Origin of the sequence: Gottfriedia sp. S16(2024) (assembly GCF_050473765.1) — a bacterium.
Classification (GTDB): Bacteria; Bacillota; Bacilli; order Bacillales; family Bacillaceae_G; genus Gottfriedia.
Genome location: NZ_JBFLUO010000001.1, coordinates 2253208 through 2279447 on the forward strand (window position 1 = coordinate 2253208; position 26240 = coordinate 2279447).

24 protein-coding genes and 2 pseudogenes are annotated in these 26240 nt (G+C 33.4%); 22 read left to right on the forward strand and 4 right to left on the reverse strand.

Annotated features, from left to right (window positions below; genetic code table 11):
• Positions 1-391: 391 nt before the first annotated feature.
• The 7 genes and pseudogenes from AB1282_RS10500 (at position 392) to AB1282_RS10530 (ending at position 6811) form a co-directional block, all read left to right on the forward strand.
• Positions 392-1075, forward strand: a complete 684-nt coding sequence (locus AB1282_RS10500) for a GntR family transcriptional regulator (RefSeq protein WP_056473548.1) — start codon at positions 392-394, stop codon at positions 1073-1075.
• A gap of 822 nt (positions 1076-1897) precedes the next feature.
• Positions 1898-2530 (forward strand): annotated as a pseudogene (locus AB1282_RS10505) (SpoVR family protein); the annotation flags it as partial.
• A gap of 324 nt (positions 2531-2854) precedes the next feature.
• The gene (locus AB1282_RS10510; protein ID WP_429899053.1) at positions 2855-3430 is read left to right on the forward strand and encodes a suppressor of fused domain protein; all 576 of its coding nucleotides are present in this window, start codon (positions 2855-2857) and stop codon (positions 3428-3430) included.
• Between the two features lie 167 nt (positions 3431-3597).
• Positions 3598-3753: a hypothetical protein gene (locus AB1282_RS10515; protein ID WP_156339672.1), complete on the forward strand. Its 156-nt coding sequence runs from the start codon at positions 3598-3600 to the stop codon at positions 3751-3753.
• 387 nt (positions 3754-4140) lie between these two features.
• The gene (locus AB1282_RS10520; protein ID WP_429899054.1) at positions 4141-5247 is read left to right on the forward strand and encodes a GerAB/ArcD/ProY family transporter; all 1107 of its coding nucleotides are present in this window, start codon (positions 4141-4143) and stop codon (positions 5245-5247) included.
• 488 nt (positions 5248-5735) lie between these two features.
• Positions 5736-6020, forward strand: a complete 285-nt coding sequence (locus AB1282_RS10525) for a hypothetical protein (RefSeq protein ID WP_429899055.1) — start codon at positions 5736-5738, stop codon at positions 6018-6020.
• A 200-nt stretch (positions 6021-6220) separates the two neighbouring features.
• Entirely contained in the window at positions 6221-6811 is a 591-nt protein-coding gene (locus tag AB1282_RS10530; protein ID WP_429899056.1) for a hypothetical protein, read from the forward strand.
• Positions 6812-6994: 183 nt separating this feature from the next.
• Here AB1282_RS10530 and AB1282_RS10535 read toward each other — a convergent pair whose 3' ends face one another.
• Complete coding sequence (locus AB1282_RS10535; RefSeq protein WP_056471533.1) at positions 6995-7423, reverse strand: hypothetical protein; 429 nt, start codon at positions 7421-7423, stop codon at positions 6995-6997.
• 725 nt (positions 7424-8148) lie between these two features.
• Between AB1282_RS10535 and AB1282_RS10540 the strand changes: the two genes are divergently transcribed.
• The 9 genes and pseudogenes from AB1282_RS10540 (at position 8149) to AB1282_RS10580 (ending at position 16702) form a co-directional block, all read left to right on the forward strand.
• A complete protein-coding gene (locus AB1282_RS10540; protein ID WP_156339675.1) occupies positions 8149-8322 on the forward strand; it encodes a hypothetical protein in 174 nt (57 codons plus the stop codon).
• 286 nt (positions 8323-8608) lie between these two features.
• Positions 8609-9511, forward strand: coding sequence for a DMT family transporter (locus AB1282_RS10545; RefSeq protein WP_056471539.1), 903 nt, complete (start codon positions 8609-8611; stop codon positions 9509-9511).
• A gap of 404 nt (positions 9512-9915) precedes the next feature.
• On the forward strand, positions 9916-10413 hold the full coding sequence (locus AB1282_RS10550) for a DinB family protein (protein WP_056471542.1): 498 nt from the start codon (positions 9916-9918) through the stop codon (positions 10411-10413).
• Between the two features lie 168 nt (positions 10414-10581).
• Positions 10582-10716: a hypothetical protein gene (locus AB1282_RS10555; RefSeq protein ID WP_216600078.1), complete on the forward strand. Its 135-nt coding sequence runs from the start codon at positions 10582-10584 to the stop codon at positions 10714-10716.
• A 68-nt stretch (positions 10717-10784) separates the two neighbouring features.
• A pseudogene (locus AB1282_RS10560) lies at positions 10785-11417 on the forward strand (SpoVR family protein); the annotation flags it as partial.
• A 288-nt stretch (positions 11418-11705) separates the two neighbouring features.
• Entirely contained in the window at positions 11706-12314 is a 609-nt protein-coding gene (locus tag AB1282_RS10565) for a GntR family transcriptional regulator (RefSeq protein WP_056471545.1), read from the forward strand.
• Positions 12315-12366: 52 nt separating this feature from the next.
• Positions 12367-13677: a branched-chain amino acid transport system II carrier protein gene (gene brnQ, locus AB1282_RS10570; RefSeq protein WP_056471548.1), complete on the forward strand. Its 1311-nt coding sequence runs from the start codon at positions 12367-12369 to the stop codon at positions 13675-13677.
• A gap of 28 nt (positions 13678-13705) precedes the next feature.
• Complete coding sequence (locus AB1282_RS10575) at positions 13706-14461, forward strand: gamma-glutamyl-gamma-aminobutyrate hydrolase family protein (protein WP_429899057.1); 756 nt, start codon at positions 13706-13708, stop codon at positions 14459-14461.
• A gap of 645 nt (positions 14462-15106) precedes the next feature.
• Positions 15107-16702 carry an FMN-binding glutamate synthase family protein gene (locus tag AB1282_RS10580; RefSeq protein WP_056471554.1) on the forward strand — a complete coding sequence of 532 codons (1596 nt, stop codon included), beginning with the start codon at positions 15107-15109 and terminating at the stop codon, positions 16700-16702.
• Positions 16703-16911: 209 nt separating this feature from the next.
• Here AB1282_RS10580 and AB1282_RS10585 read toward each other — a convergent pair whose 3' ends face one another.
• The 3 genes from AB1282_RS10585 to AB1282_RS10595 form a co-directional block, all read right to left on the reverse strand.
• Complete coding sequence (locus AB1282_RS10585; RefSeq protein WP_056471557.1) at positions 16912-17382, reverse strand: GNAT family N-acetyltransferase; 471 nt, start codon at positions 17380-17382, stop codon at positions 16912-16914.
• A gap of 83 nt (positions 17383-17465) precedes the next feature.
• Positions 17466-17942 carry a hypothetical protein gene (locus AB1282_RS10590; RefSeq protein ID WP_056471560.1) on the reverse strand — a complete coding sequence of 159 codons (477 nt, stop codon included), beginning with the start codon at positions 17940-17942 and terminating at the stop codon, positions 17466-17468.
• A 265-nt stretch (positions 17943-18207) separates the two neighbouring features.
• On the reverse strand, positions 18208-18867 hold the full coding sequence (locus tag AB1282_RS10595) for a VanZ family protein (protein WP_056471563.1): 660 nt from the start codon (positions 18865-18867) through the stop codon (positions 18208-18210).
• A gap of 509 nt (positions 18868-19376) precedes the next feature.
• Here AB1282_RS10595 and AB1282_RS10600 point away from each other — a divergent pair.
• The 6 genes from AB1282_RS10600 (at position 19377) to AB1282_RS10625 (ending at position 26234) form a co-directional block, all read left to right on the forward strand.
• Positions 19377-20630 (forward strand): efflux RND transporter periplasmic adaptor subunit, encoded by a 1254-nt coding sequence (locus AB1282_RS10600; protein ID WP_056471565.1) that lies wholly within the window; start codon positions 19377-19379, stop codon positions 20628-20630.
• Entirely contained in the window at positions 20630-21349 is a 720-nt protein-coding gene (locus tag AB1282_RS10605; RefSeq protein WP_056471568.1) for an ABC transporter ATP-binding protein, read from the forward strand. The genes AB1282_RS10600 and AB1282_RS10605 overlap by 1 nt, the downstream gene beginning before the upstream one ends.
• Positions 21315-22478, forward strand: coding sequence for an ABC transporter permease (locus AB1282_RS10610; protein WP_353611586.1), 1164 nt, complete (start codon positions 21315-21317; stop codon positions 22476-22478). Before AB1282_RS10605 ends, AB1282_RS10610 begins: the two co-directional genes overlap by 35 nt.
• Before the next feature lie 279 nt (positions 22479-22757).
• Positions 22758-24059, forward strand: a complete 1302-nt coding sequence (locus AB1282_RS10615; RefSeq protein ID WP_056471577.1) for an amidohydrolase — start codon at positions 22758-22760, stop codon at positions 24057-24059.
• A 28-nt stretch (positions 24060-24087) separates the two neighbouring features.
• Entirely contained in the window at positions 24088-24921 is an 834-nt protein-coding gene (locus tag AB1282_RS10620; protein WP_056471585.1) for a DMT family transporter, read from the forward strand.
• A gap of 11 nt (positions 24922-24932) precedes the next feature.
• Positions 24933-26234 (forward strand): hypothetical protein, encoded by a 1302-nt coding sequence (locus tag AB1282_RS10625; RefSeq protein WP_056471589.1) that lies wholly within the window; start codon positions 24933-24935, stop codon positions 26232-26234.
• The last annotated feature ends 6 nt before the right edge of the window (positions 26235-26240 follow it).

Sequence of the window (26240 nt, forward strand, 5' to 3'; positions counted from 1 at the left end):
CTTTATACCGGCAACTTTTGTCATCATAATGAAAAAACAGGGTTTGTTTATTATGAGAAAAAATAATGACAAATGGCTGTTGGATTATAATACCTATTCCGCTGAATCCCCCCAATCGAAAAATATTCTTAAAAAATGGAGAATGGTAATTTACTTAAAAATATAATAACATGGTATACAAAAATAGTATACAATTTATTTTAAATTATTCTGATTATTCAGATTTGAAATTTCTTTATATATAAATACTCAAATAAGCTTATGGTTTTCAGATGGAAACATAATTTTAATTTAAGGGGTTTTCCTCTACTTGGTTGGAAATGAGAGGGAAAAATAATATAATGTAAAGAAATGATGAATTAATTATTCCTATCCGTTAGGTGGTTACAATATGAGTCAGGACAGTATTCAAAAATCAAATATGGAGGAATTGGTTTACACAAAGATTAAATTATCAATCTATAACCGATTCATCCGCCCAGGAAGTCAGCTTGTGGAAGCGGCAATAGCAAAAAAGCTAAATGTTAGCAGGACGCCTGTAAGAGCGGCTATAAAAAAATTAGAGCATGAAGGATATGTGCAGGTTACCCCAAATAGGGGAGCTTTTGTCATTAAACCAACTGCGGAAGAGATGAAAGATGCCTATTCAGTTAGGTTACTTCTAGAAAAGCAATCCGCTGGACTAGCAGCTGAGCGGATTAGCAAAGAAGATATTGAAAAGCTTTATAATTTAATAGATGAAGAGAAACGAACATTTGATCATCGAGATACGGATAGTTATTATAAAATGAATGACTCTTTCCACTCCATCATAGCTGAGGCTTCACAAAATAAACTATTGCTCGAATATGTTAAAGATATTGTTAGCAGAACTACTATCTACGTTGTATTATTTGATCCTCTGGATACATTAAAAATAAACCCATCCATTGAAGAGCATATTGCTATAGTAAAGGCCCTTGAATCAAGAGATAAAATAGAGGCTGAAAAGGCTATGGAGATACATTTGACAAGTGTGATAACTGGTTTGAAATTAGAAGATAATGGGCTACAAGAGGATGTTCTTTTTCTATAGTGACTTATATTTTTAGCTTTTATTAATACTTTAAGGAGCTTTTTTGGCAGGTTTAAAGAGGTAAATAAAATATTAATATACATACCAAAATCAAGATGTGAGAAGCAAAGTAAACTAAGGAGATAGCTTATCTACTTTGAATAGTGGAAGAATTGATTTGAAAAATATACTAATAACTTAAAATGACAACGTTCCTTAATTAAAATGTACCGTTTGTAAAGGATATTTGAAAAAGGTCTAGGCCACACAAAGAAGATGAATTCTGTATTCTATTATTAATCCATTTAATGCTAAAAGGTTCGGAAGGTAACTACAATATGAATTTTTCTTTTTCCTTTTTATCCATAGAACTTAATTGACCAATATAACTATAATCTGACTTCAAAAATACTCCGTTTAATAGTGACACATTTACTACACCTTATGAAAAAGGATGTAAAATAGCGAAAATAATTATTATGAAACATTATGTAATTAGCGCATTCGTTAGTTCATGAAGGGCTATTAAGTAGCCCTTTTTATTTTGCAAACAGCAGTATAGATTAATTAAAAAACAGTGTTTTAATCTATATACATTATTTTAAAAAGGATAAAGTTATATGCTGAAAATTAAATTTGAAGAGTGTCATTAAGAGACATCTTAAAAATTATAAATAAATTACTCTTAACTAAAGAATTAATATATTAACTTCAATCAAGTTTATTAACTAGAAAAAGAATTTCGATTGCTTTATTAAAGAGGATCCCATCATAAGATCATTTTCCTTTTATATTATTTATCGAAGCTAAATCATATGTGATTATCAAGATCTTTGAGAGAAACAAGGCTGGGCAAGTTATTGGCATATAAGAATTATGCGCGAACTAAATCTTGATTCTAATGAAGCGATTGAGTACGCAAAGCTTAATGCAGGAGTGGTTCAGCCATCAAAAACAAGCATTAACCCGTATTATTTAGGACTAAGAATGTTTGAAGATATTGAAGAGCGATATAATAATCCAGCAAAAGAAATGAGAGAGTTAGGTGTTAAACCTGGTAGCGGAAGAGAAAAAATGTTTGAAGTACGTGAGTTAGAGTCTGATAGTTCATTTATACGAAACTACTTAACTAAAGAACTCGTAATGCGAGAAGATATGTATTTATTCCAGCGACAAGGTAAGGAATATAAAGTCACTGATAAGGCTTGGGAAAATGTACGAGATCAGCTTGTGGTTAGTCGAGTAAATGGAGGATTCCCATATATTGTAGTTCAAGAGGGAGATTACTTAAAAAATGGTGAGCTTTATTTGAAGCATTCCTATGAAAATATGCAATTAGATGTGAAGTATGTTGAGAAGGTAATGCCATATATTCATCAGTTATGGGGTAGAGGGGTTCATTTGGAGACGAATATTGAGAATAAGTCTGTGTTGTTTAGTAATGATGGGAAGAATATTCATCGGAAGTATATTTAAGGCCACCTTTTTTTGGGTGGTTTTTTTGTATGAATTGCTTTCTATTATTAGCCAGTATTCATCTTGAATTCTAAAATAAAATGGTCGAATTAATATAGCCATTCCAATTTCACATCCTCTTTGTTCATAAAATTTCAAAGTACTAATTTAAAATGGTTTTCGATAAAGAATTTATAATAATTCCCTTTCCAAATTTTATAATTCTGACTAGAATTTTGTTAATGCTTATTCAACATAATGGCAGTTTAGTTGAATAAGGAATGATATAATTACGTAATTAGTACCATGATTTTAAATAAAACATCTTTGAGTGGGGAATTAAAAATGAGCGTATCAATAGAAAACAAACAGATTGCTAAATTTGCACTAAAAGTATTTGGAGGTAAGCCTAAAGTTAATAAATATTGGGATGACAATAAAGCAAGTTCAATAGACATTCTTTTTTCTAAAGATACTCAATTTGACGATGATGTATTTGCGTTTGCTACACTTGGTCTTTCCGATTTTTCTATTGGTTTTGAAAATAATGAACTGCCATTAAGAGTTGAATTAGTGGGAGCAAGTGACTTTGAATGTTTCCCAAATCTACTGAGTTCTAGTGCGTTTTACATTATCAATTCTAATTATAAGTGTTTCCCAGGAGCAATATTCGAGAATGTAGTTAGTATGTATTTGCCTTATAGTGACATGAAGCATATTTTATTTGTTAATCCTTATTTATGGGAAAATAAATTAGAAACATTAAATTTCGAGAAAAAGAAAGTTACTTGGTTAATGATTGTTCCTATTTCAGAAGTAGAAAAAAATTTTGCAGAAGAATATGGAGTAGAAGCTTTAGAAACTTTATTCGAAGAGAAACAAATCAATATTTTTAACTTGGAGCGCAATTCTTCAATTTAAATCCTTATTTAACTAACGCGTGCGATACTTCAATAGAAGATCGCATTTTCTTATTCAACAAAATGGCAGTTTAGTTGAGTAACAATCTAAGAAATTTACTTATTAAAGGTTTATAAATTAATTTGCCGAATAATCATTACTAACGTTAATTTATCAGGAGGATTTAAATGAGTAAATTTGATAAAATTTCCCTGTATATTTTTGGTATTGCTCTTATTTCAGGGTTATACTATATCGGTTTTCAAATTCATAACTTACAAGAGGATTTGGACAATATTAGAGGACAATTATGGAATATTTTCCAATTATTAAATTCAAAATAATTTGTTTGATAAATACTAATTTCTTTTCTTATGCAACTAACTGATGCGATACTTCAATAGAAGATCGCATTTTCTTATTCAACAAAATGGCAGATTAGTTGAACAAGAACCACTTCAATTTAGCTTGAGTATTGTATGTAAATCTAGTTTACATAAATACGCTTCTCGGCAATAAAAACGTTGGTGAATATTAACATTCTAATAGGGAAATATAACTATATTAATTATCTACGCAACTTATATTCCCCTTTATAAGTTCTGCCCTTGTAATGTAATTGTTATATGCTGGTAAAAATAACACGAATCTGGCCTTTTTTATTTTTCCTATTGAACTGCATCCATTTAGTGGGAGTTAAAAGTTATTGCATCATGAAAGGATCTTATTGAATGAATAATAATAGTCCAACTGACCGAATTTCCAGTTTTCAAGCAATTATGTTGCTAACAAACTTTATTTTAGGAACTGGAATCTTAGTTCTACCTAGAGTAGTAACAGAAAAAGTAAAAACTCCAGATTCGTGGATATCAGTCATTTTAGGTGGCGTAATATGTATTCTTATCGTACTCTTACATGTTAGACTATGCCAAAGATACCCAAATGAAACGTTTTTCCAATTTAATCAAAAAATTGTTGGAAAATGGGTAGGCTTATTTCTAAGCTTAATTGTAATTGTCTATTACATAGTGCTTTCAGCATATGAAGTTCGAACCATGGTTGAAACGATAGGAATATACTTGCTTCAAGGCACTCCAACGTGGGCTATTATGATACCATTTATTTGGATCGGTCTATACTTAGTACTTGGTGGCATCAATTCGTTGGCTCGAATGTTAGAGATTATATTTCCTATTACGGCTATCTGCTTACTATTAGTTATATTTTTAGGTATCGGTATATTCGAAGTTGATAATTTACGTCCTGTATTAGGGATGGGAGTTAAGCCAATCCGTAAAGGAATAATGACTGCTACTTCCATATTCTCTGGATTTGAAATTATTCTCTTTATATTTATGTTTATGAAAGAAAAAAAGCAAGCACCAAAATCCGTTATTTTTGGACTAGGAGTTCCTATTTTTTTCTATACAATGACTACGATTATAGTAGTTGGAGCATTTTCAGTAGACGGAGTTTTGTTACAAACATGGCCAGTACTCACATATATTCGAGGTTATGAAATTCCAGGTCTTTTTTTTGAAAGATTCGACTCTTTATTCATTGTAATTTGGATTATGCAAATATTTACTACGTATACAATTGCTCTTTTTCTATCCGCTTTAGGAATGGCGCAAATTTTTAAAAAAAGATGTATTCGACCCTTTCTTTTTGGTATAATTCCTATTATTTATATCATTGCAAGTGTTCCTAGGAATATCAATGAGGTGTATAAAATGGGAGGAATGCATGGAAATGTTGCTATTTATTTATTTGGTATATTTCCAATCTTACTATTAATCATCTCCTTTGTAAGAGGAAATATAGATGCGAAAATTTAACATATTTCGTTCGTATAACATTAGTTGGATGCTAGTACTTTTTCTTTCACTTCCTACAGGATATTGGAGCAGTAAGATCATTGAAGATCTTATTATCCCCATAGGTTCATCATTTAAAATCGACTTCATCTTCTTTTGAAGGTATTAAAATGTAGTTAGTATAATCATAAGGTAATATAAATGTATATTTTGATAACAAATCTAATTCTAAAGGTTTATTTCTTGTAACTTGGTTTAATTTATTTGCTTTAATATATACAAGCTTATGCAACTAACGCATGCTTTAGTTGAACAACATGATCGGCTCTTTAGCCGATTTTTTTGTGGAACTAAATGGCAGTTTAGTTGGATTAGAGTGAAATAAATTGTTCAATTATTTTAAAGAAAAAATGGAGGTAATCTAATAATAAAAATCGAATTTATTGGTATTTAATCCCATTTTATACATTAGGGATTTTCAAATAAGTACATTAAGTAGGGGGTTGAAAATGGAAAAATTCGCTTACTTAAAGGATAGGTACATGATTATTGGTGAAGGTCAGGAATGGATTGTTTTAATACCAGTAATAGCCGCAGTTTTTTTCGTAATTGCTATTTATTTTTTTACTAAAAATAAATGGGGAAGTATTTTAATATCTCCAATTGTTACAGTTTTATTATCTGCTTATGCACTTAGATATGTAATCCATTTATATTTCATCCTATCCTCAGTCATAATTAGCTATATTGTTATCAAAATATTAGATTCTAAAAAAGAGTCTAAGACAACTTAGTGTCAACTTTTCGAAATCCTTATACAACTAACGCATGCAATAGTTGAACAACAAGATCGGCTGTTTAGTCGATTTTTTTATGTCACTAAATGGCAGTTTAGTTGAATAAGAAATAGAAGGATTTTTCAGGACATTGCATAATATATCTCTTTATAAAGTTATTGATTATAAGGTGTATTAATGGAATTTGGAGGAGTATGATGGAACTTTATAAAAAAGATTACTATTATGTTCTAAGCCCATTTAATTATGATTTGGAAGAACAAGCTGATTTTTTACAGAGCATCTTAGAAGATGATGAAGTTGTCTTATTTGGATATAAATTGTATGACTTTGATATAAGTAAATTAGATGAATTGTTAGACGAAAATTTAAAAAGAATTTATGAATCAATGATTGATATGATTGATACTACTATTACTTCTGAAGAACTCAAAGAAAAAAATGATAATGCTGATTTTCTAAATAGAAGAGCAGTATTTCTAAATGAAGAGTGGGTTATGGATCATACGCCAAAAATGCGTAATGAGCCTTTGACTACATGGATAAAACCTCAAACAAGAGAAGAATTTATAAGAGCTTTAAAAATAACAACAATAGACCATGAGTTTATGTGCATTTTAATTAAAGAGAATCATGATTTTAACACTTATCGAGTAGGAATTAAGCTTGTAGAAGGTGAGGAAAGTAATGAATTAATTTTAGTTGAAAACAAAAATGGCACTATCTTAAATGAAATTCTTCCAAAGTTTAAAAAAATCTATAAAAATATTGAAATAAAAAGAGAATAAATTCTTCACTATGCAACTAACGCATGCATTAGTTGAATAAGCATTAAATAGACTGTTTGGTAAAAACAGTCATTTTTAAGGAGGAACAACAATGAAAGAAACAATTAATTGGTTTGATTTTTGGTTAAATATTCACTGTTAAGCGCTAACGCATTATTAGTGTGTTTTTCAAGAAGTAAACAACTAATTTATATCGTATTCCCATAAACCTAATTTTCCTTTAGCTGGTATAAAATCGATTAACATTTCTTTATTGGAAACTTCCCAAATATAATTCCCTACTCTAAAATCTCCTAAGAAGTAGTCATTTCCTGAAACAATACGTCCATCTTCCAATACTGCACTTTCTTGATTATCTTCTATTACTTTTAAACAATTAATAAGATTACAGACACCAATAATCATGCCGGTTGGTAGATTGCTCCTATTCAACTCGTGCTTACTAAGCAAATGCTGAATTGCATTGTTATTACAAACATTACTATCTATTTTTTTACTTGTGTGAATCGCCAATGGACCACGATATTTAGTTTTCCATGTTCTTGTTTCGTATTGTGCTTCATTAAAAAGGAAAAGGCTGGCCCAAGGTTGAATCATTGAAAGTACCTTCATATATGTAATTACACTTCCTTAATATATAATATATATCAAATGGAAAAAGCCGTATTCCGAAGAGTACGGCTTTTCTTCTTGTTTTTAATTATGGTTTTAGAATGACCTTGGTACGTGACTGCTTTCATGTGCTACCTCCTGAATTTATGATACTTCCATAAAATATCCAAATGAAATAATCGTTATTCAATGCAATTTTTAAAAATTCTTTTGCTTTTCTTAATGCAAATGTGTAAAGGAAAATACCTTTTTGTAGAATCAAGTCGCCGCAGTCAACTCAAAAAAGTTCTGATGAATCAATTACTAGAAAAAGACATTTAGGCTTACGCATAATACAGTACGAAGAGAGTAAACAAGAGTTCACATTAAACATAACCCAAGTGTTAGTTTTCCAAAAGTACAATAAACTAAAAAAAGCAATAGTTTGTAGATTGAATCTCCTATATAACTAACTGGCGCGTTAGTTGTACAACATTTAGAGGGTAATCATTTGATTATCCTCTATTTTATTAAAAAGGACTAATTGTCTGTTAAGAAGAATAGTAAAAAGAAGGTACTTGAAAAGTTTTAAATTTGATGAGAGGTGGAGATTCGTGAAAGTACACGATTGTCCTAATTGTAATACAAATAGTAGAGAATGTATTATTGTCATCCAAAATGCTCCTAACTTTTCGGAAGAGATATTAAAGTGCAGTATTTGTTCCTGGATCGGCAAGTGGTCAGACATGACAGTGCGGGAGGTCAAATTACCGGAGATTCCAGGTGGGATAGTGATCCCTGGCGTCGAACCTATTACTGATTATTATGTACTTCATTCAGATCAAATTAGATTTACTTATACAGGAGGGTATTGCCCTCATTGTGGTGGAACTGATCCTTTATGTTGGTGCATGACGTAATAAACGATTAGAGCCCCAAACTTGGTAAGTATTATTAACTTTATAACACATAGATAATAAATATCTTATTGAACTAAAACAACCGTTAGTTCAACAACATGAGTTGTTTAGGTGGTTCTTTTTTGTGGAGTAGTAGTTTCAAACGTGACTTATAAAATGAAATATCATTTAAGTGTCATAATTAACATATTATGAGAATTAGAGAGCGTGGAATAAAAGTAGAATTTTCTTTTTAATTCGATTGTCATCTTAATTAGAGTGCTATTAATGATTCGGAGTGATTGCAATGAATAAATCAACCAAAGGATGGATTTATGGATTCCTAGGAGTACTCATCTTCAGTGGATCGCTACCTGCGACGCGCTTGGCTGTGGCTGATTTTGATCCGTTGTTCCTAACAGTCTGCCGCGCGGCAATAGCAGGTGTATTGGCAGGCGCTCTCCTTCTAATTTTTCGGCAGAAACGACCTGTCAAGAGCGACCTTGTTCCACTATTTGTAGTGGCGTTTGGTGTTGTGATAGGTTTCCCTCTACTAACAGCATTTGCCCTTCAGTATGTTACGTCCGCACATGCTATTATCTTCATTGGATTACTTCCACTCTCGACTGCAATTTTTGGCGTACTTAGGGATGGGGAACGCCACCGACCAACCTTTTGGATCTTTTCAGCTATAGGCAGCTTCTTAGTGACAGGATTTGCCCTAATTCATGGTGGAGAATCATCAACAATCGGTGATGCTTTCATGCTGGCTTCAATCATTGTATGTGGTCTCGGTTATGCAGAAGGTGCTCGACTTTCACGTCGGCTAGGGAACTGGCAGGTGATTTCTTGGGCTCTCGTTCTGTCGTTGCCCTTTATGCTCCCACTTACGTTCTATTTTAGTCCAGAATCATGGAAGGACATCGGACTTCCTTCGATCTTCAGCCTTGCTTATGTATCCTTATTCAGCATGCTCATTGGCTTTATTTTCTGGTATCGAGGACTGGCGCAGGGAGGTATAGCGGCAGTTGGACAGTTACAACTTCTCCAACCTTTCTTTGGACTATTGCTTGCCTCCGTGATTCTGCACGAGAAGGTTGGTTGGTTACTTGTGGCAGTTAATATTGTCGTTGTACTATGCGTGGTAGCAGCTCGTAGATTTGCAAAGGAACAAGTTGTCCCATTAAAAAACGAGATTGAACAAAATTAGTACCCTGTTCAATCTCGTTTGTAGTTTACCAAATTCAGAGCTTATTCAACTATCGCAAGCGTTTGTTGAATAAAAGATTTATTAATCTTAGTATTCATTTTCAATTCATATCTTTTTAATTATTTGTTGAATTTTTGTTTGGATTCTAACGTTTTCTACTATTAAAAAGCAATCCTCCAATAATCTATTGACTTAGAGTTTACTCTAAACAATATAATTAAAAAAAGATATGAAAAAGTACTGTAATTAGTAAAAAATTGGGTCTTTATCATAATATGGTTCAGATGGAAAATTCGATTTGATTAATGTTAACAGTGATTTTTTCTATTAAATATTTAGATAATAGAAAGGGATAGAACAACAAATTTAGAAAAATAGAAATAAAAATGGTGGGAGTCGGTAATATGGAGCAGTCAAATAAAGCATTTAGTGACACATTAGTAAAATCATTAAGAGGAGAACGTGGTCATCTTCCTATCAAGAATGCTTTGTTGGATATAGATATGGATCTTGCTGGAAAAAGAATAGAGGAGCTACCTTATACTATTTATCAATTAGTCAAACACATGACATACTGGCAAGAATTCCTCTTATTATTCGCACAAGGAGAGAGGCCTAAATTACCTTCTGATGTGAAAGAAAGCTGGCCTGTTGAAGAAGGACCTAGTAATGAGGAAGAGTGGAAACAGATTATTCAGCATTTTCTTCAAGGGATAGAACAGGCATGTACGATTGCCCAAACTGTTCAATTGGACAAATCATTAGAGAAATGGCCAGGCGAATCCCCAGGTGGTGTACTACGCAATATTGCATCTCACAACTCCTATCATTTAGGTGAAATCGTACTAATACGCAGATTATTTAGTGCTTGGCCACCACCAACCGGAGGATATCCTGCTTAAACTTTGGATCAATAGTGAATTCATGGAAACCAATTGAAATTCACTATAAAGGTTTTAGTTGAGTCAACAATTTGGGGGCATTGCATTAGTTCATTATAACTAACGCATGTGTTCGTATTATAAGGACAACTAGTTAAATTACTAGTTGTCCAATTTTTTTATGGTCTTATGATTAAAGTAGTCGGGGTGGTAGCAGAAGTATCAAAGAAGTATGCAGGTTTCATCGTGAATGTAGATCATGCAACTTCAATGGATTACCTCGACTTGATTCGATCTATGCAAGAAACGGTGAAAAATAAATAAAAATTGATATTGAAACAGAAGTGAAAATTCTTGGTGAGGAATATCAAAAAGAAGATCGTTGAGAGAAACAAGGCTGGGCAAGTTATTGGCATATAAGAATTATGCGTGAACTAAACCTCGACTCAAACGAAGCAATCGAATACGCAAAGCTTAATGCAGGAGTAGTTCAGCCATCGAAAACAAGCATTAACCCGTATTATTTAGGACTAAGAATGTTTGAAGATATTGAAGAGCGATATAATAATCCAACAAAAGAAATGCGTGAGTTAGGAATTAAACCTGGCAGCGGTCGAGAAAAAATGTTTGAAGTACGAGAGTTAGAGTCTGATAGTTCATTTATACGAAACTACTTAACGAAAGACCTTGTCATGCGTGAAGATATGTATCTATTCCAGCGACAAGGTAAGGAATATAAAGTTACTGATAAAGCATGAGAAAATGTACGAGATCAACTAGTCGTTAGCCGAGTAAATGGAGGATTCCCTTATATTGTAGTTCAAGAAGGAGACTATTTAAAAAATGGTGAGCTTTACTTGAAGCATTCCTATGAACATATGGAACTTGATGTGAAGTATGTTGAGAAGGTTATGCCGTATATTCATCAGTTATGGGGTAGAGGGGTTCATTTAGAGACGAATATTGAGAATAAGTCTGTGTTGTTCAGTTATGATGGGAAGAATATTCATCGGAAGTATATCTAGAGCCACCTTTAAAAGGTGGTATTTTTCTTTAAAACTAATTTCTAATTCTTAATTAGTTAAAGATATATATAATATTCTATAGCTTGGAAATGCAGTTAATAACTTTTACGAACATCATATATATACCCTTAGAGTTTTATAATCAACGAAAAGTCTTAGATGTGGCATATAGTTGAAATGCTTTCCTGCGAAAAAAAATATTTACATTTTACAATATTCAGAGTATTATAAAGTTCATCTTACATACAACTTACATGTAAGTTGTATGTAAACTAGGGAGGGATTTTTTTGAAGGGAAAAACACTTCAAGAAACAGCGTATCAAGAAATTAAAAACAAGATTATAAGGGGGGATTTTTTAGAAAGCGGTTTCACTTCCCAGAATCAGTTAGCGTCTGAGCTTGGAATAAGTAGAACACCGATAATGGCTGCTTTACAAAGATTGCAAAATGAAGGGTTTGTAAAAATTATTTCAAACCATGGCATTCAAATTTTAGGACTGAATGTTCGTGAGATAGAAGAAATGTATGAACTGCGATTGGCGTTAGAAACTTTTATCATACCGAAAATAGTTAAATTGATAACTGCGGAACAAATAGAGATACTTGAGGAATTCATTCAAGAACAGAAAAAGTGTGTTGAAAACAATGATCTGATTGAATTTTTGAAATTGGACTCTGCCTTTCATCTACAACTTACTGAAGTTTACGGTAACTCTTTATTTATTCAAACACTTTCTAATATTCGAGAAAGATTATTTAGTAATCCATATTATTTTCGTAGAAAAGATTATCAAATTTCTAGATATATTAAGGAGCATGAACAAATAATTGAGGCAATTAAATCAAAAGACATTAACCAAGTGATTAAAGAGTTAGAATCTCATATTAATGGATAGATTTTGAATAGTTGGTGGTTTTCAATAGAATGCGTTAACCTTGGAGGAAATTATGAAGAATAAAACTTTAACCGACAGTATTATTATTGGATTTGCCACATTTGCAATATTCTTTGGAGCAGGAAATCTTATTTTCCCACCATATATTGGTTTTACTTCAGGAACAGAATGGGTTCCGGCGTTACTTGGTATGACAATTACAGGTGTAATTTTACCGGTATTAGGAATTGTAGCTGTATCTGCTAGCGGAGAAACATTCGCAGACTTAACTAAGCCGATAGCGCCATGGTTTTATAAAGTATTTTGTACATTAATCATGATAGTCATTGGAACGTTCATCAATGTTCCACGAACTGCTGGAACTAGTTTTGAAGTTGCTATTCAACCATTCTTCCCTAAATTTCCTACAGTCTTGTTCAGTATTATTTTCTTTGCAATTGTGTTTTTAGTTTCTGCTAACAAAGGAAAGGTTATTGATACAATTGGAAAATTTTTCACTCCTTTTAAATTAGGATTGTTGCTAGTTATTGTTGGATTTGCCATTTTTTCTCCTATTGGAAAACCAGTTTCAACCAATTTATCGAAACCATTTTTGAATGCATTTGTTCAATCCTATCAAACAGCCGATGTATTGACTGGATTGCTCATTTCAAATATTATCATCGCGACGATCCGTGCCAAAGGATATGCTGGAAAAGAATTAAAGAAAGTCACAATCTATGTTTCTGCCATTGCTGGTCTTGGGCTTTTCGTAATTTACGGAGGATTGCTCTATCTTGGATCAAGCGGTAGCCAAGTAATTTCAAACAATAATATTGAAAGAACTACTTTGTTGGTAGATTTGATGAATAAATTGATGGGGCAAGGCGGAGTGACACTACTTGCACTATGTGTTTTACTAGCTTGCTTGGTGACAGCAATCGGATTAACAAGTGCGACTAGTGACTTCTTGACAGACCTAACAAAGAATAAAATTAATTATCCTACATGGGTGGCTATTAATGCAATAATAAGTGCTATTTTTTCAAATGTTAAAGTGGATGCAATTATTTCAGCAGCTGCACCTATCTTCCTTGCTTTGTACCCAATTTCGATTACACTCGTTATTTTAGGATTGTGTAGTAAGTATATACCAAATAGAGGGTCATATATTGGAACAGCATGTTTTACATTCGTCTTTAGTTTAAATGATGCTTTTAATGCAATGGGGATTAAATCAGATGTTTTTAATTCATTAGTGACAAAGATACCATTCAGTTCTCAAGGTTTCACATGGTTGATACCAGCAATTGTAGGTTTTATTGCGGGAACGATTACTTATAAAATATTCATAAAAAAGCCTAGCAATACTATTGCAGCTTAACTTACACGAATTGAAAGAAGGACGTTTTATGAAAAAACCTATTATCGGAATTTCTTGTAGTTTTAGTCCAAATGGTCAGATTGGAGTTGTGTCTCACCTTGGCGCACCAAGCCAGGAATGGCAACTTCTTGCTGACGACTACATTCAAGCAATTGAGAAAGCCGGAGGGATTCCAGTAATTTTGCCAGTCGTTGAAAACCCAGAAACAATCCTTCCGATTCTTGGGAAGCTAGATGGAATTATTTTTACTGGTGGAAATGATGTGAGCCCACTTTGTTACAACGAGATACCTTCAAGTTCTGTTGGAGAGGTTTCTGTGAAAAGAGACAATGCAGATTTGGTACTAATTAAATCTGTATTGGAGAACCATCAAATTCCGATATTAGGGATTTGCAGAGGCTGTCAATTGCTGAATGTAGTTCTTGGTGGCACATTACATCAAGATCTTGCTAAAGATGGTGTCACAAAGAATGAGCACTTTTTATTGTCATATCCTATCGAAAATATTTCTCAAATAGCAAATATTGAGGCAAACAGTAGACTTGCAAAAATTTTCAGAAGTAAGAGTATAGGTATCAATAGTTTCCATCATCAAGCAGTTAAAGATTTAGGGAAAAATTTAGTAGTAGCTGCAAAAGCCGAAGATGGTGTTATTGAGGCTATTGAAATTCCAGGTGAGAGATTTATAGTTGGTGTACAATGGCACCCCGAGATGATGCAGAGAAACAAAGTAAATCACTCTGTCTTTTTTGAGAGCTTTATTAAAGAGTGCTCCCTTAATTAATTATTATTGTAAACTTGCTACATAGTGGCAATTTAATTAAATGATTATGGTTTTAGAGTTTATCAGAGTTAAAATACCTATCTTCAAGATAGAAAAACGTAAAGGTAGATTTTATTATCACTACTTTATTAATCTATTTTATTCTAAATTAATCGTAAGTTAAAACCTTCAAAGCCTTAGATTTGGTTCAGACAGAAGTGGAATATTTGCAATATTAATAGATTAAAAAAAGATGCCTAATTAGGTATCTTTTTTTTATATACTAATAAAATCCCTAAAGTTGAACTCTCTTTAATACAAATATAATTAACGATCGCATGCAATAGTTGTATTATCTGAACCATGTAACACTAATTTTTTTCTAGTTGGCTTTAAAGCTGAAAAAGAGTGTATTCGATAATGCAAAGTATTGTATAAATTGGAAGGAAATGTAATAAAGTATAAATGTAAACTCAATTAAGGATAGTAAATACATTTTATTTACTTTCAAACACAATTTGGCAAAAAGAGTTACACGCCTTGGGGTATAGATTAGTAGTTGACTCTTTGTATGTTCAACTAGTATAGATATGTTAACAATTAAAGTGAAGTATTTTAATTTAATATAATGTAACGTTACCGAACTTTTGCGAGGGGGAAATATAATTGAATATAACAAATGTATTAATTATCCTTGGATTCATTTTTTTTGCCTTAATATTTACAGTTTTAATAATAGGTACACTATATTTGTTTTTTATAGATCGAAAACAGAAGCAGCATCCAATACTCCGTAATTATCCAGTAATCGGACGAGCTAGGTACTTCTTAGAAACTATTGGACCTGAGTTACGTCAGTATTTATTTAACAATGACCGAGAAGGTAAACCTTTTTCAAGAGATGAATATGAGCATATTGTCAAAAAAGCAAAATATAAACGAGATGTCCTTGGGTTTGGATCTAAAAGAGATTTTGAAGATAAAGGGTATTATATTAGTAATTCGATGTTCCCTAAACTGTCAGAAGAATTAAAAATGGACCAGGAAATAAACGTAACAACAAATCGATATTTATTGATAAAAGAGCCTTTATTTACACAGAAGGAAGAACGATTAGAGGAGAATGATTCACTTGCATATTTGTTGGATGATAGTGATGCAATTGTAATAGGTAAAAACACGAAGTATCCATTTATTGTAAAAGGCCAGATTGGAATGTCTGCAATGAGCTATGGATCTTTAGGTGAAAATGCTATTACTGCACTCTCAGAGGGATTGGCAATTGCAAAGGGGACATGGATGAATACAGGTGAAGGTGGTTTGTCGGAATACCATCTAAAGGGTGGCGTAGATATTATCATGCAAATTGGCCCAGGTTTATTTGGTGTTAGAGATCGTGAGGGGAATTTTAATTGGGATGCCTTGATAGAAAAAAGTAAAATTCCTGAAGTGAAAGCTTTTGAACTTAAATTAGCTCAAGGTGCTAAAGCACGTGGTGGGCATATTGATGGGGAAAAGGTAACTGAGGAAATTGCAAGAATAAGAATGGTAGAACCTTATAAATCTATTGATAGTCCTAATCGTTTTCGAGAGTTTCAGGACTTTCCTTCTTTGTTTGACTTTATGGAACAGATCCGAGAACAAACAGGAAAACCAGTAGGAATGAAAGTGGTTATTGGTAGTAGTCATGAAGCGGATGAATTAGTAAAACATATAAAAAGTACTGGGAAGGGTCCTGACTTTATTACTGTAGACGGTGGTGAAGGGGGGACGGGTGCCACATACCAGGAACTGGCAGATAGTGTAGGGTTGCCAATTAAGTCTGCATTACCATTATTGGATAATGCTTTAAGAAAATATGGTGTACGTGATCAAGTTAAAATAATAGCTTCAGGAAAATTATTTTCGCCAGATCGAGTAGCGATTGCACTAGCAATGGGAGCTGATCTTGTTAATATCGCAAGAGGATTTATGATTACAATCGGTTGTATTCAAGCATTAAAATGCCACTCCAATGCATGTCCAGTCGGTGTGGCCACAACAGATCCTGATTTACAAAAAGCCCTTGTCATTGATGAAAAAAAATATCGAACAGCGAATTATCTAATTTCAATGCGAGAAGGTTTATTCCGATTAGCTGCCGCCGCGGGTCTAGATTCCCCTGTCCACTTTCAAAGGGAACATGTCGTTTATAAAGATGAAAAAGGGAAAGTGTGGTCACTGAAGGAAATTTATCAATCAATTGTAGAAAACGTAGATTAAAAAATGTATTGGAATTTCAAAGTTGACAACTTCAAATTGAATGAACCAATTTAATAGCTGAACAAAGATAGACTACTTAGGTAGTCTATCTTTATTTTAAACAGTATAAAGAAAATGAATAGCAATTTGAATGATATTAACTAAATATGGTGTCATCTTTTTTACTCTAAATATGACTGCTTAGGTGACTATCGCATGTGTTAGTAGCGTTAACAAATTTTTTTATAACTAACAAGTGTAATATTTTCATTTAATCGTATTGTTTCTCCATTAAGTCTATAACCTACTTTTTCGTATAAATAACAATTACGTTTTTCTTCTAAAATTGTTTTTAATTCCCAAGTAGTTGCCTGTGGAAATTGTTCCTCGATTAACTGGATAGCTTTCTGGGCAATTCCCAATCCTTGGTATTCTGGTAAAATAAACATTGGACTGATCCAAAATTTAGTTTCTTCTTTCCAATAGATACAAATTGCTCCTACAAGAGCATCATTATAATAAATTTTATAAAAACCACCAGAAGAATAGTTAATTCTCCTAATAACATTTTCAATCGGTTCATTTGCTGGATTAGTATTGTAATCTTTATATTTCTCTAATAATGGCATAAAGGCTTTCACTTGCATTTCGAAAATTACTTGTGCATCTGCGTCTGTTGCTTTGTCTAATCTTATTTTCATTGTCTCGCACCTCTGAATATTTTAGTTCCAATTATTGAATTCTATATTATTTCTCGTTGTCCTTGTTGAGCTAAAGTATCGCTTTAGTTCAATAAGCTTTTCATTTCCTTTAATTCGATGTTGCTTAATATAGTTGGAATAGCACGATTAATATAATTAACTAACTGTTTCATTTGCTCAAAAAAATGCTCATTGTTAGGTTCGCCAATATTGACTGCTGTTTGTAGACCGTTATAAACCTCGTTAAATAAATAAATATCACGATTATACTGTCGCTTGATAAATTCTCTATGTAATTCACTCATACCAATAATAAGATCGAACTTATCAAAGCAAGATTCATCAAATTGTAATCGATTGAACCCAGTAGTATCAATTCCCATCTCATTCATTATATTAAAATGAATTGTAGAGTATTTACTAATATCACTATTAGCCCTAATACCCGCAGATGCCACTTTAACCGATGTGTTATTCGTTTTTTGCAGATGATCTTTCATACAAAATTCAGCAATTACGCTTCTAGTAAAATTGTCGGTACAAACAAATAGAATGTTCATTGTTACTCCCCTCCATAAAACCTTAATACCCCTTTATTTATCAAAAAAATTATTTTTATTATAGCATTCCTTATGTAACTAAACTGCCATTTACTTCAATAAAAAAAACTGCAATTAAGCAGTGGTGTTATGGAAGGATCTTGTCGATACTCCATGAGTGAGTTGAATACAACAATTGTAGCGAATATTATACCTCTTGTTGGTACCAAAAATGACAAGATTACCAATATTAAAGCTAGTTTTGACTTAGTGATTTTTTCTTTCATTAAATTCTAGCCTCTTTTCTACTCTGTATTAAATATTTTTTTAATACCAATAAAATCCCTAAGATAACGCCCATAGAATTTAATATAATATCGTCTATGTCAAAACTTCCAACTTCATATTTTGTTTGACAGAATTCTAATGAAGTTACTAACAAAAAGCATAAGAAGAATAGATAAATATGCTTTACTAGTTTATGTAAACAATAATAAAGAATTGCTCCAAGTGGAATAAAGATAACAATATTTCCTAATAAATTAGACACTTTATAGATTAAATCCGTTTTACTAGTTAAAAACCAATAGATGGTTTTAAAGGGAATAAAGTTATTTTTATAAAAGTTTCCTAGAGAATTTCGTGAAAATAAAATAGAAATTACAAAAACAATATATGAAATTACAAATATACTAAATCCGAATTTACTAATGTGAATTTTTTTATACTTAATATAATGTAGTATCACATTTAAGATTGTATTAAATGTTAAGAACAAACAAATAAACACACTGTAAAAAAATACTTCACTAGCATTTGGAACTACTCTCGATAATATTTCACCAAGAAATACTCGCATTAATACAAATGCAACCATAATTGAGATGATTAATGTTATAGCTAGTGGTAAAGCAAGACATATTGCACCAATAATTCTCTTTTTCATAAAACTTTCCCCATTTCCATATTACCCAATAAAATTTTATCAGAACTATTCGTAAATTACCATATTTTTCCATTTCCACCCTGCACATTCTATAAAGTTACAAAAAAGTAAAACTATCTTGAGCAGGCATTAAAATCTCCTCCAAATATATAAAAGGGGGAGATTTATTTGTGCAATAAATTAAGAGTTTTAAATGCTTTCAATATAACCAATGTACTCTTCCTATTTAAAAAGCACCGATTTTTATTAAGGGAATTTTAAGGTACACAATCCAAAATGAGCTTATCAAATGAAATTAGGAGGAGTAAAAAAATAAATAAAACAAGCTCTAATACAAACTTCCAATAGTAGAGTATGTTTGCTGTATAAACGCAAGGTAAGCCCTGGTTTTCTTAAAATGGTTACAAGATATTAGAGGTTCTGAGGATATGCGGGATCGAATGAATCTCGTTAAGAATAATCGGGTATATATTCATATCAAACTCAATGATGGAGAGGAGAAAAGAAAATTGAAAAAGTGGGTTATTATTTCAGTTATTGTTGTTGCTGTTGGAGGAGGAAGTGGTTGGTTCATATATAGTAAGAGTCAAGCAAATCAAGCCCAAAATGTGATGGCTACAGCACAAACAATTACGGCACAAAAAGGAAATTTAGAAGTAGCTGTTACTGGGTCGGGTTCGGTAACTGCCAATACTGATGAAGATGTTACTGCGGCAAATACAATTCTAGTTGTGGATAGTGTAAGTGTTTCATCTGGAGAATCAGTAGATAAAGGTGACACACTTGTAACATTTAAAAATGGTGATGTTGTTACGGCTCCAAAAGATGGAGAAATTACAAAGGTTTATGTAAGTGGCGGTAGCGGAGCTTCACAAGGAAAAGTACTAATTCGTATGGAAGATGAAGATGGAGTTACATTAGCAATTACAAGAGAAGATAGTGGCAGTTCCTCAAATAATTCTAGTACTGGAAACACTGGAGGTAGTAGTTTAGTAGCGGATACTGTATATGTAAAAGAAGGATCAGTTGTAAAAGAAGGTGCATCACTTGTGAAATTTACAGATGGTAGTGTTTTACAAGCACCAGTTGCTGGAACAATTACTAGTCTTGCTGTTAATAGTGGAGATTCTGTACAAAGTTCTGCGACAGTTGCGCATATAACAAATTACAGTTCTTTGGAAACAACGATTAGTGTTGATGAATTAGATATTCCAAAAGTAAAGGTTGGACAGTCAGTAAAAATAACTGCAAGTGCTTTTGAAGGTGAATCATTCGATGGGATTGTAACGAAGGTAGCAAATGAAGGCACATCGACAAATGGCGTTTCAACATTTGATGTAACTGTAAAAATTAAAAATCCAAAAAGTTTGAAAATTGGTATGTCAACAGAAGCAAGTATTTTAATCCAAAGTAAAGCAGACGCGCTATATGTTCCAGTAGAAGCAGTGTATAAAAATGGAGATGAAAAATATGTACTTGTTCCTACTTCAACAGACGATTCTGGAGAATCCACTAAGAAAGTTACAGTAAAAACTGGTATTACAAATGATACGAATGTAGAAATTACAAGTGGATTAAGTGAAGGAGAATCTGTTGAAATTCCGAGCGTTCAATCTAGAGGTAATTCTGGTGGATTTATGATGCAAGGTGGCGGATTCCAAGGTGGTGGATTCTCTGGCGGCGGATTCTCCGGTGGTGGATTCGAACGTGGCGGAAACTTCGGAGGTAAAAACCAAACAGGTGGCGGACAAGGAGGTAAATAATGACTAACTTAGGGCCGATTATTCAAATTAAAAATATGACGAAAATGTATGAACTTGGCGGAGAAACAGTAATGGCTCTTCAGAGTGTATCTCTTGATATCCAAAAGGGTGACTTTATATCAGTCATCGGTCCATCAGGTTCAGGGAAGTCAACATTCATGAACATGATTGGATGCTTAGATCGACCTGATTCTGGGAGATATTTGATTGATAATGAAGATGTAGGGCAAATGAAGAGCTCGCAACTAGCGACTATACGGAATGAAAAAATTGGATTTATATTTCAAAATTTCAATCTTATACCAAAGTTAACTGCGGTAGAAAATGTAGAGCTTCCTCTCATTTATAGAGGGATGAAAACGGCAGAACGAAGAGAAGTTGCTCTTTCGGCGTTAAAAAAGGTAGGACTAGTAGATCGAGCGAATCATTTACCTACACAATTATCAGGGGGGCAGCAGCAGCGTGTCGCAATTGCGCGTGCCCTTGCTGGAAGCCCTCCTATTTTACTGGCAGATGAACCGACTGGTGCTCTTGATAGTAAAACAAGTAAAGAAATTTTGGAGATTATGAATTTGTTAAATGAACAAGGGCATACGATTATTTTAATTACACATGATCTAGATGTAGCAAAACAAGCAAGTCGTGTTGTCCGAATTCATGATGGCCAGTTATACGAGAATGGGGGTGAATGGTTTGCAGACACTGAAAATGGCGCTTAAGAGCATTAATGGGAATAAAGTAAGAGCATTCCTAATGATGCTAGGGATAATTATCGGTGTAGCCTCCGTTATTGTTATGGTTGCAATCGGACAAGGATCAACGAAAGAAGTACAAGATCAAATTGGAAGTTTAGGTACAAATGTATTAACAGTAAGTGTTACTGGTTCAGATGTTACCTTTAAAGAAGATGATGCCAATCAACTTAAAGATGTCAACGGTGTAGAAGCAATTGCTCCGACTGTTTCTGGAAGAGTAACTGCCAAGAATGGACAAACGAACGCACAAGTGTCTGTGACAGGAACGACTTCACCTTATTTAAAAGTTCGTGATTTGGAGCTACAATCAGGGCGATTTATCGCAGACTTAGATAATGATAATCACTCGAAAATAGCAGTACTTGGATCAAGCACAGCACAAACATTATTCGGTTTTGGAAATCCAGTTGGCCAATCCGTAAAAGTGAACGGTACTTCATTTAGAGTTGTTGGGGTACTTCAATCAGTTGGTAGTTCGTTAGGTTCAAGTGGAGACAGTACAATCATTGTTCCTCTTAGCACAGCGCAACGCTTGGCATCTACTACTACAATTGGATCTGTCTATGTAAAAGTAGAAAATGAAAATATGGTTAATTTTGTACAACGTAGAATTGAACAAAAGATGTTTACGATTATTGGTGATGAAGATAGCTATAGCGTTTCGAGTCCTGAAGATTTAATGGAAACAGCTTCATCAGTTAATGAAACAATGACATTAATGCTAGGCGGAAGTGCTGCAATCTCACTTATTGTTGGTGGTATCGGTATTATGAATATTATGCTTGTATCAGTTTCAGAACGCACAAAGGAAATCGGTATTCGAAAAGCAATTGGAGCAAAACGTGGAAGTATTCTTCTTCAGTTCCTAATTGAATCAATGGTATTAAGTTCACTTGGAGGGATTATAGGAGTTGGAATAGGCGTAATAAGTGCCAAAATATTTACTATAACGACAGGAACTACAATTGCATATTCCATTCCGGTTATGCTGTTATCATTTGTATTCTCTTTATTAGTTGGAATCGTATTTGGTGTTTTTCCAGCAAATAAAGCGTCTAAGCTTGATCCAATTCAAGCACTTCGATATGAATAGAACGAATAAAGAGGTTGTCCCAAAAGTAAAACTTTTAAGGGGCACCCTTTTTTTGTTTAAAAAGGTTTTTGATAGATTAATCTTCTTTTCGCTTTCAAAAAAAATAGATTCGTTATTAAGTTGATTAACTAATAAAATAGTATTTTAGGTTTCTATTCAAAAATGTCAGAATAGTCTATAATTATGGTCGTAACCTGAATTCAACCGTAAATAGTATAGTGTATTGGTCTCGTTAGGAAAAAAGTATTAATACAACCCAATTAATAAGGAGGCAATGACGTGGAAGAAATAATCTCAGAATTAGTTGATAACATGAAAGAAAGTTTAATCAAAATTAGGCGTGATATCCACTGTTATCCGGAGATCGGATGGACGGAATTCCGAACCTCATCTCTTATAGCAGATTTCTTATCAGAATTGGGATTTGAAGTAAAAGTAGGAAGAGAAATAATTGTACCTGAATCGAGAATGGGAGTCCCGGATGAAAAAACGATACAAGAAGCTAAAGAGCGGGCATCGTCGTTTGGGGCAAATTCATATTGGATTGAGAAAATGGAAGATGGGTTAACTGGTGTTGTAGGAATTTGTGATACTGGGCGGATTGGTCCAACACTTGCCTTCCGATTTGATATCGATGGATTAGAAATTTCAGAGGAAAGAGGATCAAATCATGTTCCATGGAATCAAAATTTCCGTTCGAAAGTAGAAGGCTATATGCATGCTTGTGGACATGATGGCCATATCGCAATTGGGTTAGGAATGGCACAGTTGATTTCAAAAATGAAAGAGAAGCTTTCAGGAAAAATTAAACTCATATTTCAACCTGCAGAAGAAGGTGCGCGTGGTGCGAGAGCGATGGTTGATTCGGGAGTTTTAGAAGATGTTAATTATTTCTTTAGTGGTCATATTGGTGTAACGGCAACAAAACAGAACCAGCTTGTCTGTAGCGTAACAGATTTTTTCGCGTCAACCAAGTTTGACTTAGAACTGGAAGGTGTGCAGGCACATGCAGCATTAGCACCACATGAAGGTCGAAATGCATTACTTGCGGCATCTACTATTACATTACAATTATATGCCATCTCACGCCATGGATTAGGGGATTCAAGAATAAATGTTGGAGTTATTCAAGGTGGAGAAGGTCGAAACATCATTCCAGCACATGCTAAGTTAAAATTTGAAACAAGAGGAACGACCAATGAGGTTGATCAATATATGAAGAATGAATCACTGCGTATCATACAATCAGTTGCTCAGTTGTATGGGATTAAGGAATATACCGAAGTAGTAGGACGTTCGATTATAGCAGACTGTGACTCTGGTCTTGCGAATATTGTATATGATATAGGATCAAAAGTTAAACAAACGAGTGAAATTGCTATTTCTCAACCTTTCCTTGCTTCAGAAGATGTAACGTATATGATGAAAGAGGTTCAAAAGAATGGTGGAATGGCTACTTATCTACTGTTTGGAACTGAATTGGCAGCAGGGCATCATAATTGTGCATTCGACTTTAATGAAAAAACAATTGCGTATGCAGTTGAAGTTTATGGAAACTTACTTGTACATTTAGCCAGATAAATGAACTAGAGAGAGAGGAGAAAAGAATATGTTTTTTCTTGCATTAATTAGCTCTTTTTTGAATGCAGTAAATGCGCTGTATGCAAAAAAAATCACATTGCAAATGAAGGATAATAATAGCTTTATTGTAACATCTTTTCTGGTAGTCACCATATTGTTAGGCTGCGTAATGCCGTGGTATTATTCCTTTTCTGTTACTCCAGCTACAATAGGTTTATTAATCATTGTAATTATTTTAGATGCATTGTCCAATGTATCATTTTTCTTAGCGCTAGGACGAATAGAAGTATCTCAACTAGCAGTGTATACTGCGCTAACTCCATTATTCACGTTTATTCCAAATAGCATATTGCACGGATTTGATGTACATATATTAATTCCTGTCCTACTTATAGTGCTTGGTGTATATTTTCTAAATGTAAAAGGTAGAAACATGTTATCTCCATTAGTAGAAATTAAAAAACCGGGAAATTTATTAGGGGTTGCAGCTGCAGTTTCTGCTGGACTCAGCATGGTTCCTACACAACAACTGCTCGTTCATCAATGGATAAATGCTCCTACACTTTACTTTTTCAGAGCGAGTGGAATTGCCCTAATCATCTATTTAATACATCGTCCGAAAATTTGGTATCCAAAACTGAATATACACCTTTCGATTCGTGGTGTGCTTGCGATTACTCAATGGATCGCATTGTTTGCAGCCTTAAAGATTGCCAACGGGACTCTAGTTGTAGCCTTAGCCTATACCTCACCAATATTTGCGTTGTTTTTAGCAAGAATTTATTATAAAGAAAAAATTACAGCGGCAAAGTTGATTGCCTGCTGCATTACCATTTTAGGAATTTTATTTATTTTAGAGTAGTGGAGGAAAAGATGAAAAAAATCCGTTTAGGTTTACTTGGATCTGATGATTCGATTGATGTTATTCAATCTGTAATAAAGGAATACCCAGAATTTGAATGTACCCCGATCATCTATTGGAGAGAAGAGGAAATTATTGATTTATTAAGTCCTATTGCAAATGATTTTGATATTTGGCTCTTTTCAGGTAAGGTCCCTTATGCAATCGCAAAAAGTTGGGGTGGAATTACAAAACCTATGTTTTTCACACCACACACTGGACCAAGTCTTTATAAAACCTTGTTACAAATATTTTATCATAACCAGATTGCAATGGAGCAAATTAGCTTTGATAACTTCCATTTTGATGAACTCAAAAGTATTTTAGACGAAGCAGAGATTAAAGCTGATAACCTATTTTTGAAATATTATGAAGGAGAAGTTGATGCGGAGGTACTTGCAGGATACCACTATGAGTTATGGAAAAGTGGAAAAACAAAAGCAGCAGTTACATGTCTCAGGTCGGCACATATAGAACTTGAGAAAATGGGTGTTCCTGTTTATCGAGTACTTCCTGCTAAGTCAGCTATTGAGTCTGTACTAAATTTAGCACTTCGAACTTATGAGATGTTACATTTTAAAGAAAGCCAAATTGCAGTTCAAATGATTGAGATCGACTCTTATTTTGGATTGGCGAAGGATACTTTTTCGACTGATGAAATATACAAAATAGAAATTAAAATGGCAGAGAAGCTTCTTGTTTACGCAAATAAAGTGCAAGGATCACTTAAATCTGCTGGTCCTGGTAGATATGTCATTTTTACAACACGAGGGCTTTTACAGGATATAACGAATGAATTTTCAATTATACCGAATTTGGAAGATCTTGAAGAATTAAAGAAAGAAGTAATTACTTGTGGCATTGGAATTGGTAAAACGGCTTATGAAGCGGAAATTCATGCCGGAAGAGCTTTATTTCATGCTAGAGAGTATGGAAAAGGAAGTTGGATGGTTGCACTCGATAATCAAACGATAGCGGGACCATTGGGAAGAGAAGAACAAATTACCTATTCTTATGTCTCAAAAGAGCTACAAAAAATAAGCGAACAAACATCTTTAAGTATTTCGACACTTAGTAAGCTAGAATCTATTCTTAAAAAAATAGGAAAGAGTGAAATTGGAGCACACGAGCTGGCACAGTATATGCAAATCATGCCGAGAAGTGCGCGTAGAATTTTAAAAGAATTAGAAGAACAAGGAATTGCTCAGGTAATTGGAGAGGAAACACCTTATTCGCGTGGAAGACCTAGAAACATATATAAAATAAGCCTTTGACAGGTG